We start from the raw sequence: 13,756 nt of genomic DNA, 5'->3' as shown, positions 1-13,756 counted from the left end.
TCATCGCCGGCAAGCCAGCTCCCACAGGTAACCCACCATTTTCAAGGTCGGTGGAATACCTGTGGAAGCTGGCTTGCCGGCGATGAGGCCGGTACAGGGAATGAGCCCTGCAAGCAGGGCTCGGTAACTTAGTCAGCCAATTTGTAAGCGATGATGTAATCGCCCATTTTGGTGCCCAGCGAGCCATGGCCGCCGGCGGTTACCAGCACATACTGCTTGCCATCCTTGCCGGTGTAGGTCATCGGCGTGGCCTGGCCACCCGCTGGCAGGCGGGCACTCCACAGTTCCTTGCCGTTGTTTACATCATAAGCGCGCAGGTATTGGTCCAGGGTGCCGCTGAGGAAGCCGACGCCACCGGCGGTGACGATCGAACCGCCCATGCTCGGCACGCCAACCGGCAGGCCGATCGGTACCGGGGTGCTGTCACGAGTGGTGCCGTTCTTGTGTTTCCACACCACCTTGTTGGTGAACAGGTCGATGGCGGCGACATAGCCCCAGGCCGGTGCCTGGCACGGTACGCCCAGCGGCGACATGAACGGGTGCATGGTGACCGCGTACGGCGCGCCGGTATTCGGCTGCACGCCGCTGGTCTCGCTTTCGCGCTTGCTGCCTTCGGCCACCTGCTCGCGCGGGACCATCTTCGACACGAAGGCCATGTAGTTGGGCGAGGTGAACAGCAGTTGGCGGACCGGGTCGACGGACACGCTGCCCCAGTTGAATACACCCACGTTGCCCGGGTAGATCAGCGAACCCTGCTCGGAAGGCGGGGTGTACTGGCCTTCGTAGCGCAGTTCGCGGAACTGGATGCGGCACAGCATCTGGTCGAATGGCGTAGCGCCCCACATGGCCTGTTCGGTCAGCTCAGGGCCCAGCAGGTTGAGGTCGGAGCGGGCCTGGGTCGGCGAGGTATGGTCGCCCTTCACTGCGCCTTGCGGGGTGGGGATTTCGCGAATCGGCACGATCGGCGTACCGTCGCGGCGGTCGAGCACGTACAGGCTGCCTTGCTTGGTCGGCACGATGATCGCGGGTTTCACCCCATCGTCAGTCTTCAGGTGGACCAAGGTCGGCTGGCTGCCCACGTCCATGTCCCACAAGTCGTGGTGGGTAAACTGGTAGTTCCAGCGGGCCTTGCCGGTGGCCAGGTCAAGGGCGACCACGCCGGCGCTGTACTTCTCGGCGCCCGGGGTGCGGTCGGCGCCCCACTGGTCCGGGGTCTGGTTGCCCAACGGCAGGTAGATCATGCCCAGGTCTTCGTCGACGCTGGCGATCGACCACATATTGGCCGAGTTGCGGCTGTACATCTTGCCGGCGGCCAACGGCTTGGTGTCATCCGGGTTGTTGCTGTCCCAGTTCCACACCAGGTGGCCGTCGTGCACGTCGTAGGCGCGGATCACGCCCGACGGCTCGTTGGTCGACTCGTTGTCGGTGACGTGGCCACCAATGATCACCAGGTCACGGGTGATAGCGGCAGGCGAGGTGGAGTAATAGCCGCCGGCGGTGAAGGGACCGATGCCGGTGGTGAGGTCGATCACGCCCTGGTTGGCGAAGCCTTCGCAGACTTTGCCGTTGTCGGCGTTGATGGCAATCAGGCGGGCATCTGCGGTAGGCAGGTACAGGCGGCGTGGGCAGGCCTGGGCTACGGCCTGGCCGGCGTCGGTAATTTTCGGCGCCGGGCTGCCGTCGCGGCTGACATAGCGGTTTTCGTCATAGTACGAAACGCCGCGGCAGGTCATGTGGGCAAAGCCTTTGAAGGTGCCGGTCGGGCTCTTGACCTGCGGGTCGTAACGCCAGATTTCCGCGCCGGTGTCCGGGTCCAGGGCCAGCAAGCGGCTGTGTGCGGTGCAGGCGTAGAGCATGCCGTTGACCTTCAGCGGGGTGTTCTGGTTGGTCAGCTCCACAGGGTCGTTGTCGGTCGGCAGGTCACCGGTGCGAATGCGCCAGGCTTCTTCCAGGCGGTAGGCATTCTGCGGGGTGATCTGGCGCAGCGGTGAATAACGGTCGCCATGCTCGGTGCGGCCGTAAGCCTGCCATTCGCCATCAGGCATGGATGGGGCGGCGCTGGCCATTTCGCTGCTTTCGCGGCCCAGTTCGCCGAACACTTCGCCGGGGTGGGTGAACTGGCTGCCCAGCGCACATGCGCCCGAAGCAACCACCGCAACGCCGAGCAGTGCAGTGTTGGCTTTGCTGGCCGGGCCGATCAACGGACGACGTGCCCACGGCAGCAGCAGCACCACGCCGATGGCAAACCAGATGGCCAGGCGTGGCACCAGTTGCCACCAGTCCAGGCCCACTTCAAGCAGCGCCCATACAGTGCTGCCCAGCAGCACCAGGCCGTACAGGCCCAAGGCAATGCGGCGTTGGGCCAGCAGCAGGATGCCCGAGAGGGCAAAGCCGATACCGGCAATCAGGTAGTACAGCGATCCGCCCAGCTGGCTTAGCTTGATACCACCGGCCAGCAGGGCCAGGCCCATCAGCAACAGCAGCGCGCCGATCAGGCGAGGGAGCCAGCGGCTTCCTTGGTTGGCACCTTCAGTGCTCATCTTAGGTTCTCCGTCAGGTCAAAAAAGGGTGGTTAGAAACTGCTCTGGATCTTCAGGCCACCGATCAGGGCGCCATCGACCTGCGACACCCCGCCCGGGTGGCGGATGTACTGCAGGTTGGGGCGTACGGTGAGCCAGTCGGCCAAGTGGATGCCGTAGTACAGCTCGGCGCTGTACTCGGTGTCCTGCACCGGCAGGAAACCTGGATTGTCATAGTCGTAGAGGCCTGCGGCCTGGTTGGCCAGGCGGGCGTTCTTGCGGTAGGCGGGGTTGACGTGCACGCGGGCCAGGGCGAAACCGATGTCGTCCTTGGCGCGGGCGTCGAAAGGCCCTTTGTATACCAGTCCTGCCTGCACATAGTTGTCGATGGCATTGGTCTTCTTGTCGTGCACCGTGGCGTTGGCGAACAGGCTCAGGCCTCGCGACTGGTCGGATGCCAGCGAGGTTACTTGCTGCTGGGCGCCGAGCCACATGCCGTGCTTGCTCGAACTGCTGCGGTAGGCGGCGCCGCTGAGGGCGGCCGGCTGGCCGTTGCTGTCCTTGAGAACATCCTGTGCCTTGGCATTACTGTAGTAGTAGCCAGCGCGATATTCCCCTTTCAAACCTTGGATACGTGGGGTCCATACCAGTTCGACTGGCATTACCGCGCCTTGGGTGCCGCTGCCGCTGAGCTTGAAGCCGTTGCCAGATTCGAGGTTGGAGGGGTTCTGCTCGAACACGCCCACCTGGGTGTAAAGCGTGTCGCTGAGGTTGTAACGCACGCGCAGGGCCCATTGGCTGACCGGCCAGTTGTACCAGATGCCACCCACCCAGTTGCCTACCTGCGAGCCGCAAAAGGCCAGGTTCTGGAAGTCGCAAGGGAAGCTGTTGAAATCTTCGCCTTCGCCGAAGCGACCGAATTTCACATCCAGCGCACCCTCGAAGTACTTCTGCTTGATCCACATCTGCGTCAGCCGCCAGGTTTCGCCACGGCCCCAGACTTCCTGGGCCGAGGTGAAGCCGCCGACGCGAGGATCGTTGATGCGGTCGTTGCTGATGTTGTCGCCGTGGCGCTCGGTAAGGGTCAGCTGGAACTCGGTGTCATGCCAGCCGAAAATCTTGTCCAGGTCCAGGTGGCTGCCAAAGGTGAACTGGTCGCTGTAGCGAGCGGTACGGTCGTGGTCGAAGCCACCGTGCAGGTTGCTGCCCATCTCGCCGGTGTAGCCGAGGGTGAAGTCGTAGCCTTTTTCCAGCAATTCGCTGCGAGTGCCGCCCCAGTCACCGAGCATCCATGGGGAGTCGCTGGCGAACATTTCGCTGGCGGCGGCGGGTGTCGCCAAGGCGCTGAGGGCAAGGCCGATGTAACAGGTTTTGGGCAGTTGGAGCATGAGATAGCGCTATCTTTTTGATTATTGAAAAAACGGCAAGCGCATCGAAGGGCGTGCCCTTCAATGGATATGGCGACAGGATGGTTTCAGTGAAGCGATTCAGCTTCAGGCGGGCAGGATATAGCGGAAGTTGTAAGAAAAAAAGACAAATTGTCGCAGGGGATTGTTGTCCAGCGGGTAACAATAGCCTGAAGAGGGGCGCAAAGCGCCCCCGCGATTTCAGAAGGTGGTACGCAACCCCACTTCGACACTACGCCCCGGCGCCGGCGCGATATCGCGCAGGATCGAGCTGGCATAACGCACGGTCTGGTCGGTCAGGTTTTCGCCGCGCACAAACGCCAACCACTGGCTCTGGCCAACTTCGAAGCGGTAGCCAATGCTTGCACCCAGTGTGGTGTAGCCATCGGTGCTGGTTTCGTTGGCCGGTTTGCGGTGCTGCGACGCGGCATGCTGGACATCGACCCGCGCCTGCCAGCAGTCCAGTTCCCACACCAGGCCGCTGTTCAGGCGCAGCGGGGCGATGCGTGGCAGCGGTTCGCCGCTGTCGAGGTTCTTGGCCCGGGTGTAGTCACCAGACAACTCCAGCGCGAAGCTGCCGTAACGGTTCTCGACCAGTTGCCAGCGGTCCTGGGCCTCGATGCCGTAAAAGCGCGCCCGCACGCCCTGGTACTGGTATTCCGGGAAACCGTGGTGGTCATAGTCGTGATCGTGGTCGTCCTCGCCATGGTCGTGATCATGCCCGCCCTCGCGCAGGTTGCCGGTGCCGATCAGCCCGATGTAGTTGCGAAAGTGGCTGTAGAACACCCCGACACTGCCTTTGTGGGTGCCATTGTCGAAGCGCAGCGCCAGGTCGGCAGAGATGGCCTTTTCCTTGTTCAGGCTGGCGTCGCCAACTTCAAAAGCGCCGGTGGCCACGTGCGCGCCATTGGCGTACAGCTCGTAGAACGTCGGGGCGCGCTCGGTGTAGCCGAGGTTGGCGGCCAGCGACCAGATCGGGTCGAGCTGGTACACCGCACCTGATGACAGGCTGAAGGCGTTGAAGCTGCTGGCACTGTCGGCATCGACGAAGTTTTCGTTGCCTTTGGCGTCAGGGTCTACCCGAGTGTGCTCCACGCGTGCGCCCAGGCTCAGGTTCAGCCGCTGTGTGGCCTGCCATTGCTCCAGCATGAACAGCGCGAGGCTGTTGGTATGGGTGTGTGGGACAAAAGCCTCTTCGCCCAGGGCGGAAAATTCGTTGCGGCTGACCTGAGCACCGATCACCCCCTCCACCGGCCCGAGCGGTTGGTGGCGGGCTTCGATACGGGCTTCGTAGCCCTTGTTCTTGAAGGTGGTGTGCACCTCGCCTTCTTCGATCTCGCTGTGTTCGTAGTCGGTATAGCCAGCATCGACCTTGACGGAGCTGAACGGGCCATCCAGGTCACGCAGTTCGGAGGCGAAGGCGTAGTGGTCCTGTTTCATGTCCAGGCGCACACCGGATTCGGCCACCGAGCCGTAATTGCTGTCGTAGCGGCTATAAGACAGGCCGGCGTAACCGTGATCCCAGTGATAGGCGCCACCGACGGCACCGCCATCTTGGCGGCCGTCGCTGTTTTCCAGGCGGTGTTTGCTGCCGGGCTCATCGGCGTCACGTACCTTGGCGCTGCGGGCGTAGCCGTGGATGCGCAGGTCGTTGAATTGGCGGCTGTTGGCATCGAGATGCAGGGCGAAGGCACCGTTGCCCGCCTCCAATTTGCCAGCGCTGCTGCGGGTGGTGTCGGCGCCACCGTAGCGCAGCTCGCCGGCACCGTGGATGCCTTCGATCGGTGCGTCCGGGATGCGGTTGTCGAAGGTATTGACCACGCCACCGATGGCGTTGCCGCCGTAGAGCAGGGCGGCCGGGCCACGGACGATCTCGACGCGCTCGACGGTAACCGGGTCCAGCGGCACGGCGTGGTCATAGGACAGCGATGAGGCATCCAGGGCGCCGACGCCATTGCGCAGGATGCGGATGCGGTCGCCGTCCAGGCCACGGATCACCGGGCGGCTGGCGCCAGGGCCGAACCAGGTAGAGGCGACCCCGGGCTGCTTGTTCAGGGTTTCACCGAGGCTGCCGTGCTGTTGTTGCAGCAGGTTGTCGCCTTCGAGCACGGTGCTGGGGGCGGCCAGCTGGAGGTTGCCCAGCGGATTGGCGGTAATTACCTGTGGTTCGAGTTCCACGGCCTGGCTGGGCGATGCAGCCAGCCAGAGCGCGACGGCAAGGGGGGAGAGACGAAGCGTTGGGTACAGCATGGCGATGGGGCGTTCCTTGGCAGATGCTTTTTAGTGTTACAACATAACATAACTATTTCAGCACAGAGGTTTTACGCCTGGCCAGCAGTTTTTCTGTCGACTTGACGGATCCCGTCCGCCACTACACTCGTGTAAGGTGCGCATCTTTCCAACGGAGCACAGCATGAGCACGGCCCAACACAACGCGCTGCACGGCAAGACCCTTGAACAGATCCTCACCGAGCTGGTGGCGCACTACCAATGGCAGGGCCTGGCCGAACGCATCGATGTGCGTTGCTTCAAGAGCAACCCCAGCATCAAGTCGAGCCTGTCCTTTTTGCGCAAGACACCGTGGGCGCGGGAAAAGGTCGAGCAGTTGTACGTGAAGCTGCAGCGCCAGGCCTGATATGCCGCGTCGCCCCTGGCTGACCAGCATCGCCGTGCTCGGCTGGTTCGGCCTGACCGTGCAGGTATACCTGGTGCTGCTGGCGCGCTGGCAGGAACAGGCCAGCCTGATTGGCGGCCTGATCAACGTGTTCGGCTATTTCACCGTGCTGACCAATACCTTGGTGGCGGCGGTGGTCAGTTATGCGGCGTTCGGTCGTGAAGGCCGAGTCAGGCGTTTTTTCCTGTCGCCGTCGGTGAGTACTGCGGTGGCTGCCAGCATCGTGCTGGTGGCGCTGGCCTACAGCCTGTTGCTGCGTCACTTGTGGCAACCGCAGGGCTGGCAATGGCTGGCGGACGAGTTGCTGCACGACGTGATGCCGGTGCTTTATGCCGTGTACTGGTGGTGGGAGGTGCCCAAGGGCAGCCTGAGGCTTTGGCACTTGGCGGTGTGGGCGATTTACCCGGCGGTGTACTTCGCCTACGCGCTGTGGCGGGGGAGCGAGATTGGCGTGTATGCCTACCCGTTCATCGATGTGGCGAGCCTGGGGTATGGGCAGGTGATGCTCAATGCCCTGGGGGTGCTGGCGGGGTTCTGGGGGATAGGGCTGGTGTTGCTGGGGCTGGATAAGTGGCGCGGGTCGAACAGATTCGCTTAGCGTGCACTGGCCCTATCGCCGGCAAGCCAGCTCCTACAGGTACCCCATAGCCTTCATGGGCTGTGCAATAACTGTGGGAGCCGGCTTGCCGGCGATAGGGCCAGTACAGGTAACCAAGATCACTCGTCGTCCGCAGTCCCGTCGGCACGCCAGTAGGCCGCTGCCTTCAGCGCATCCTCCGGCACCCCTTTTTCCAGCAATAGCGCCTTGGCCTGGCGGGTCAGGGCTTTTTCCAGCGCCACCCAGCCGTACAACCGACCTTGCGGCAAGGTCAGATTCTTCAACAGTTCCAGCAAATCTTCTTGCTGGCGACGCACCCAGATGACTTCGACTTGTGACTTGCTCGGCAGCGGCTGGCGCTCCTGCTCGTCTTCGATCTGGATCACCGCCAGCACCTGGCGGCCAGCCGGCAGTTCGTCCAACCGCCGACCAATCGCCGGAATGGCGGTTTCGTCACCGATCAGCAGGTAGCTGTCGAAAATATCCGGCACCACCATTGATGCTCGTGGCCCAGCGATGTCCAGGGTTTGCCCAGGCGCGGCCTGGGCGGCCCAGGTGGAGGCGGGGCCATCACCGTGCAGTACGAAGTCGATGTCCAGTTCATTGGCCACCAGGTCGATGCGCCGTGGCGTGTACTCGCGCATGGTCGGCCGTGCGCCACCGTCCCGGCCCATATTACGGGCCTCGATGGCCTGCTGTTGCTCCGGCGTTTCGGCGAACAGCAGCTTGATATGGTCATCACTGCCCACGCTGGTGAAACCCTGCAGTTCGGCACCGCCGAGGGTGATGCGGCGCATGCGTGGGGTCAGTTCGGTGACCCGCAGTACCTGCAAACGGCGTTGGCGGATCTGGTGGTTGACGCGGTGGATGGTGTCACTCATGGGAAGCCTCCCTGACAGGTTCGGCCGGCCCGGAGGCGATGGCCTTGGCGGTATGGTTGAGCAAGTCGCGGACCCGTTGGATCTCTTCCGGTGTCCAGCGGCCGCTGTGCATGTGCAGTGCGTGGCGCAGGTTGCCGACTGCTTCATGGATTTCTGGCGGGCGGTCGTGGCCGCGCAGGGCGCGTTTGCTGACCTCGATGCGCATGCGCACGCCGTCCAGGGCGACAGCCTGCTCGGCCAGGGCGCTGCGCCCGGCGTCGGTGATGGCATAGAGGCGTTTGCTGCCTTGCACCTGGCCACTGATCAACTCGGCCTCTTCAAGAAAATTCAGCGTGGGGTAGATCACCCCGGGGCTAGGGCTGTAGCTGCCGTCGAACAGGTTTTCGATCTGGCGGATAAGGTCGTAACCGTGGCCGGGCTGGTCTGCGAGCAGGTCCAGCATCAGCAGCTTGAGGTCACCGGGGGCGAAGACGCGTGGGCCGCGCTCGCCGCGGCCGGGGCGCCGCTCGAAGGGATCATGGGGGGTGTGTTCGCGCATGGGGACAGGGCTCCGTCGTTTTCGATATATCGTAAGATATTACTCAAGATATATCTAAAGACAAGCCTCTGGATGCTGATGATTATCATCTATTCATTCGATACGTTCCCTGCCGCAGTCGGTGTGTTCACGGCCACCTGCGGCGGTTTGCACTCATTCGGATTGCCCGGCTGCAGGTACGGCATGAGAATCGGGGCCATGCCTTTGAGAACCTGCACCGGCAGCGCCGAGGTGAATTTGAATGCCTCTGCCGAGCGCCCCGGCACGAAGGCGGTGAGGGTGCCGAAGTGGTTGTCGCCAAGGAAGAACACAAAGGTGGCTGTACGGTTCAGCGAGCGCGAGCCAATCAGCCTGCCACCGGCGCCGAAGCTTTCAATGCGGTTGTCACCGGTACCGGTCTTGCCCCCCATCACCAGTGGTGTACCGTCCTGCAGCTTGAAACTGCCGGAAATACGCCGCGCCGTGCCTGCATCCACCACCTGCGACATGGCGCCTTTCAGTGCGCGCGCCACTTCCACGGGCAGAATCCGCACGCCCCGGTCCGGGTCGGTGATCAACTTGGTCTCATAAGGTGTATTGGCTGCAAAGTGCAGGGTGTCGATGCGCAGGGTAGGCAGGCGTATGCCGTCGTTCTGGATGATGCCGACCAGTTCGGACAGGGCGGCAGGACGGTCGCCCGAACTGCCGATCGCGGTGGCCAGCGAGGGCACGAGGTGGTCGAATGGATAGCCAACGCGCTTCCAGCGCTGGTGGATGTCGAGGAAGGCTTCGATCTCCACCATGGTGCGGATGCGGCTATCGCGGGCCCCTTGGTAGCGGCTCTTGAACAGCCAGCTGTACACCTCTTGGCGCTCGAAACGGCTGGCGTTGACCATTTCGGTCAAGGTCGAGCTCGGGTTCTTCAGCAGGTAGCCGAGCAGCCAAAGGTCCAGCGGGTGGACCTTGGCAATGTAGCCTTGGTCGGGCAGGTCGTATTTACCGGGGCCATAGGCATCGTACATCTCTGACAGGCGGCCGTCGGTCAACTTGCCCAAGGCAGCCTTGTCGCCCTTGAGGTGGGCACGTACGAAGGCATTGAAGGTTTCCTGCCCTGCTTCAGGGAACAGGTAGCGGTGCACCGCTGCCAGCCGCTGTGGGGTCACGCGCATGCTGTCCAGGAAGGTGTCCAGGCGCTGCTGCGAGGTTTTGCGCTGGTATTTCTTCCAGAAGCGCATCAGGTAGTTGGTGCCTTCCTTGTCGGCGAAGCGGGCCAGGTATTCCTGGCGGCGAGGGTCGGCGTCGTCCTTGAGCAGCGGCACGCGGTTGTACGGCTGCTGGTAGGTCACGTAGCGCACCAGGTCGCGCATCAGGCGGATGAACGGCAGGTTGATCGATTCGCGTAGGGCATCCTTGAGTGTCGGGTTGCGGCTGTTGTCTTCCTTGCGGAAGTTGTTGAACACGTGCATGCCGCCGCCTGTGAAAAAGGCTTCACCGGTATTGGCGGAGTATTTGCGCTCCAGCGCGGCGTCGAGCATGGCGTCCAGGCTCTGGTTCTTGCTGTTCTGCGCCAGCCATTCCAGCGACCACTGGGTAATGCGGTCGAGTTCGGCGACTTCGACCTTCTTCAACTCGGCAGCGGGCTTGCCGGCGTACTTGTCGTGCAGTTCGGCGATGATCTCCAGGTATGTGGTCAGCACCCGCAACTTGGCGGTGGAGCCCAGCTCCAGCTTGCTGCCTTCGTTGATGTCGAAGGGCTGGTTGGTGCTGTCGGTCTGCACCCGTACACGCGAGCCGTCGGCCGTGCGCTCAAACAAAGTGAAGCTGTAGCTCACCTGGTCGGTGGTCTTGGTGGTGAGCAGGCGCTCGCCGATCAGCCCCATCTGCGCGGCAAACTCGGGGTCGGCAAGGTTTTTCAGGTACTGGCTGACCTGCAGTTGCAGGTCGGCCTGCAGGGTACTGGTGGCCGACACATCGAGGCGGTCGAGATCATACAGCGGGCGGTTGAGCATGGCTGCCAGCCGGTTACGCGCCAGGCTGATGCCCTTGTTGGTGACGATCGGCACGATGGTTGGCTGCGCTACCCAGTCGCGATAGACCGCTTTGCTGGCCAGTGCGGCTTCGGCCAGTGGCTGCTCTATCACATTGTTTGCGGCGAGCACGCGGATGTGCGAATCGGTGAGTTCGGCCAGCTCGACCCGGCCCTTGGACAGGTAGTGGGACGGGCGGCGCTGGGCAATCATCAGCGACAGCACCTGGCGCAGGGCAAGGCCGCGTGTGGCCATGCTTTCGGCGTCAGTGGCGGTGGAATTCAGCGCCAGGTTGACCTGGTCGAAGTCGGCGCCGTACCACACCCGCAAGCCTTCGGCCATGCCGTGTACTTCGCCGTGCCCGGGCACGGCCGACAGCGGCACACTGTTGAGGTAGTCGCGCACGATGCGCTGGCGTGCTTCGGTGGTATCCGGGCCGCCCCGGTAGGCGCGCACGCTGGCAGAAATCATCTGTCGGATTTTCTCGGCACCCGACACGGTCAGGCCGTCCGGTGAGTGGCGGTACTTTTCCAGTTGCGTGGCCAACGTGCTGCCGCCCGCAGACTGACCAGGCAAAGCCAGGTACTTGGCCACCTGGCTGTAGGCGGCTTTGGCAAAGCGTGGCCAGTCCACGGCGGGGTTGTTGCGCGGGTCCTGGGTATCGAGCAGGTCGCGGTTCTCGATGAACAACAGGCTGTTGACCATCACCGGCGGGATTGCGGCAAAGTTCGGGTACAGGTGCTGTGGATAGTTGTACTGGTACAGCGTGTCGCCGCGGCAATCAGTGATCGACAGGCCGGCCTGGATTTTCTCGATATAGGGCGCGAACAGCCCATGATCGACGTAGTTCATCAGCGCAGGGGAGAACCTCACCTGCTCAGTGATCAGGTAGTCGCGCTTGAGCAGGCGTGGCAGGAATTCGCCCAGGGCGCTGTAGCCCAGTCGTTTGTCGAACGGCCCTTCACCGGGGTAGATAATGGCGTCACTAGGGCCAGGCTCCAGCGAGTAGGTCAGCGTAGCGGCCAGTTTGCTGAACTCGCGCGATTGCAGTTCGGAGGTGCGGAATTCGTCATACGCAGCGAAGCCGATGGCTACCAGCGCCACCAGCAGGATGAGGATGATCAGCCGCCACCAAAGCCGACGCTGACGGGGGGGCTTCGGTTGGGGCGTCTCGGCCGGAGGTATCTCGGGTGCTTCCGTTCTGCTTGGTTCCGATTGCCACAGTGCGCCCATAGTCTTCAATCCGGCCAGGTGTTTTCGTCTTGCTTGTCTGAAGCTTAGACGTTGAGCGGGTGAGGTGAAAAATTTGTAGGAGGTGGAGAAAAGCGGGGTAGGGCTATGCGGCTTTGGTGTGGGTTTTTTGACCCCGAGATGTTGCTATGGTGCCGGGGCAGTTTTCCGGGCCGCTGCACGGGCGAGAAAACTTGCTGATTATTCCTGTATATACAGCGAAAAACCCTGCAACGGTCTTCCTATACTGCTCGGCCCCTTCGCCCTGCCGGGCGCTCTACCCCGGCAAACGGGCCGGCCCACGAAGCCAGCCTGGCAAGCAGACGCCACGCCTATCGGCCTGGCCGGTGCTGCACGAAGGTCAAATCCAATAACAAAATGAGGTTGTATTGCTATGCCAGTCGGCAACCACTCTGCCCATGGCCAGGCCAATGAAGGCGGCCCGCTCAAGCGTGAACTGGGCGAACGGCACATCCGCCTGATGGCGCTGGGCGCCTGTATCGGCGTCGGTCTTTTCCTCGGTTCGGCCAAAGCCATCGAAATGGCCGGCCCTGCCATCATGCTGTCCTACATCATCGGTGGCTTGGCCATCCTGGTGATCATGCGCGCCCTTGGCGAAATGGCCGTGCATAACCCGGTCGCCGGGTCGTTCAGCCGCTATGCCCAAGACTACCTCGGCCCGCTGGCGGGCTTCCTCACCGGGTGGAACTACTGGTTCCTCTGGTTGGTGACCTGTGTCGCCGAAATTACTGCAGTAGCCATCTACATGGGTATCTGGTTCCCCGACGTGCCCCGCTGGATCTGGGCCCTGGCAGCCTTGGGTAGCATGGGCGCCGTTAACCTGGTAGCGGTGAAGGCCTTTGGTGAATTCGAGTTCTGGTTCGCCCTGATCAAGATTGTCACCATCATCGCCATGGTCCTTGGCGGCATCGGTGTCATTGCCTTCGGCTTCGGCAATGACGGTGTGGCTGTAGGTGTCTCCAACCTGTGGAGCAACGGCGGCTTCATGCCGAATGGCGTGACCGGCGTGCTGATGTCGCTGCAGATGGTGATGTTCGCCTACCTGGGTGTGGAAATGATCGGTTTGACCGCCGGCGAAGCACGCAACCCGCAAAAGACCATCCCACAGGCCATTGGCTCGGTGTTCTGGCGCATCCTGCTGTTCTACGTCGGTGCGTTGTTCGTGATCCTGTCGATCTACCCGTGGAACGAAATTGGCAGCCAGGGTAGCCCGTTCGTCATGACCTTCGAGCGCCTCGGCATCAAGACCGCCGCCGGCATCATCAACTTCGTGGTCATCACCGCGGCGCTGTCGTCGTGCAACGGCGGGATTTTCAGCACCGGGCGCATGCTCTACAGCCTGGCACAAAACGGCCAGGCCCCTGCCGCCTTTGCCCGTACCTCGAAGAATGGCGTACCGCGCAATGCACTGCTGCTGTCGATCGGCGCGCTACTGCTGGGCGTGCTGGCCAACTACCTGGTGCCGGAAAAAGTGTTTGTCTGGGTAACGTCGATTGCCACCTTCGGTGCAATCTGGACCTGGGTGATGATCCTGCTGGCGCAGCTCAAGTTCCGTGCCGGTCTTTCCACTGCTGAGCGCAAGGCACTGAAGTACCGCATGTGGCTGTGGCCGCTGAGCTCCTACCTGGCGCTGGGTTTCCTGGTGCTGGTGGTTGGCTTGATGGCGTACTTCGAGGATACCCGTGTGGCCCTGTACATTGGCCCGGCGTTCCTGGTGCTGCTGACCGTGCTGTACTACGCGTTCCGTCTGGCGCCGAAAGACGTACAAGGTGTGGCCTGTACCGCTTCCTGATCTGAAACCTCTGGGGCCGCTTTGCGGCCCATCGCGGCGCAAGGCCGCTCCTACAGGAGATCGCGTATTTCTGCAGGAGCGGCCTTGTGTC

At 62.5% G+C, this 13,756-nt stretch carries 9 protein-coding genes; 3 read left to right on the top strand and 6 right to left on the bottom strand.

All coding sequences use genetic code 11. The features are described from left to right. Positions 1 to 128: 128 nt before the first annotated feature. The 3 genes from OZ911_RS22905 to OZ911_RS22895 form a co-directional block, all read right to left on the bottom strand. Positions 129 to 2,540, bottom strand: a complete 2,412-nt coding sequence (locus tag OZ911_RS22905; RefSeq protein WP_023047124.1) for a glucose/quinate/shikimate family membrane-bound PQQ-dependent dehydrogenase — start codon at positions 2,538 to 2,540, stop codon at positions 129 to 131. A 32-nt stretch (positions 2,541 to 2,572) separates the two neighbouring features. Continuing rightward, positions 2,573 to 3,907, bottom strand: a complete 1,335-nt coding sequence (locus OZ911_RS22900; protein ID WP_023047125.1) for a carbohydrate porin — start codon at positions 3,905 to 3,907, stop codon at positions 2,573 to 2,575. A gap of 219 nt (positions 3,908 to 4,126) precedes the next feature. Further along, on the bottom strand, positions 4,127 to 6,175 hold the full coding sequence (locus OZ911_RS22895; protein ID WP_070086526.1) for a TonB-dependent receptor: 2,049 nt from the start codon (positions 6,173 to 6,175) through the stop codon (positions 4,127 to 4,129). Between the two features lie 163 nt (positions 6,176 to 6,338). Here OZ911_RS22895 and OZ911_RS22890 point away from each other — a divergent pair, with 163 nt between their 5' ends. After that, positions 6,339 to 6,560, top strand: a complete 222-nt coding sequence (locus tag OZ911_RS22890; RefSeq protein WP_023047126.1) for a VF530 family protein — start codon at positions 6,339 to 6,341, stop codon at positions 6,558 to 6,560. A 1-nt stretch (position 6,561) separates the two neighbouring features. Next, positions 6,562 to 7,197 (top strand): Pr6Pr family membrane protein, encoded by a 636-nt coding sequence (locus OZ911_RS22885; protein ID WP_016488809.1) that lies wholly within the window; start codon positions 6,562 to 6,564, stop codon positions 7,195 to 7,197. 119 nt (positions 7,198 to 7,316) lie between these two features. Here the strand turns inward: OZ911_RS22885 and OZ911_RS22880 are convergent, their stop codons facing one another. The 3 genes from OZ911_RS22880 to OZ911_RS22870 all read right to left on the bottom strand — a co-directional run bounded on the left by OZ911_RS22880 (position 7,317) and on the right by OZ911_RS22870 (position 11,855). Further along, the gene (locus OZ911_RS22880; protein ID WP_016488808.1) at positions 7,317 to 8,078 is read right to left on the bottom strand and encodes a siderophore-interacting protein; all 762 of its coding nucleotides are present in this window, start codon (positions 8,076 to 8,078) and stop codon (positions 7,317 to 7,319) included. Further along, on the bottom strand, positions 8,071 to 8,616 hold the full coding sequence (locus OZ911_RS22875) for a PadR family transcriptional regulator (RefSeq protein WP_016488807.1): 546 nt from the start codon (positions 8,614 to 8,616) through the stop codon (positions 8,071 to 8,073). The genes OZ911_RS22880 and OZ911_RS22875 overlap by 8 nt, the downstream gene beginning before the upstream one ends. 89 nt (positions 8,617 to 8,705) lie before the next feature. Next, positions 8,706 to 11,855, bottom strand: a complete 3,150-nt coding sequence (locus tag OZ911_RS22870; RefSeq protein WP_023047127.1) for a transglycosylase domain-containing protein — start codon at positions 11,853 to 11,855, stop codon at positions 8,706 to 8,708. Between the two features lie 391 nt (positions 11,856 to 12,246). Between OZ911_RS22870 and OZ911_RS22865 the strand changes: the two genes are divergently transcribed. Further along, on the top strand, positions 12,247 to 13,665 hold the full coding sequence (locus OZ911_RS22865) for an amino acid permease (RefSeq protein ID WP_023047128.1): 1,419 nt from the start codon (positions 12,247 to 12,249) through the stop codon (positions 13,663 to 13,665). Positions 13,666 to 13,756: the final 91 nt, after the last annotated feature.

Origin of the sequence: Pseudomonas fortuita, from assembly GCF_026898135.2 — a bacterium.
Classification (GTDB): Bacteria; Pseudomonadota; Gammaproteobacteria; order Pseudomonadales; family Pseudomonadaceae; genus Aquipseudomonas; species Aquipseudomonas fortuita.
The sequence above is the reverse complement of the archived record's forward strand: the minus strand, read 5'-3'. Positions and strand labels throughout refer to the sequence as shown.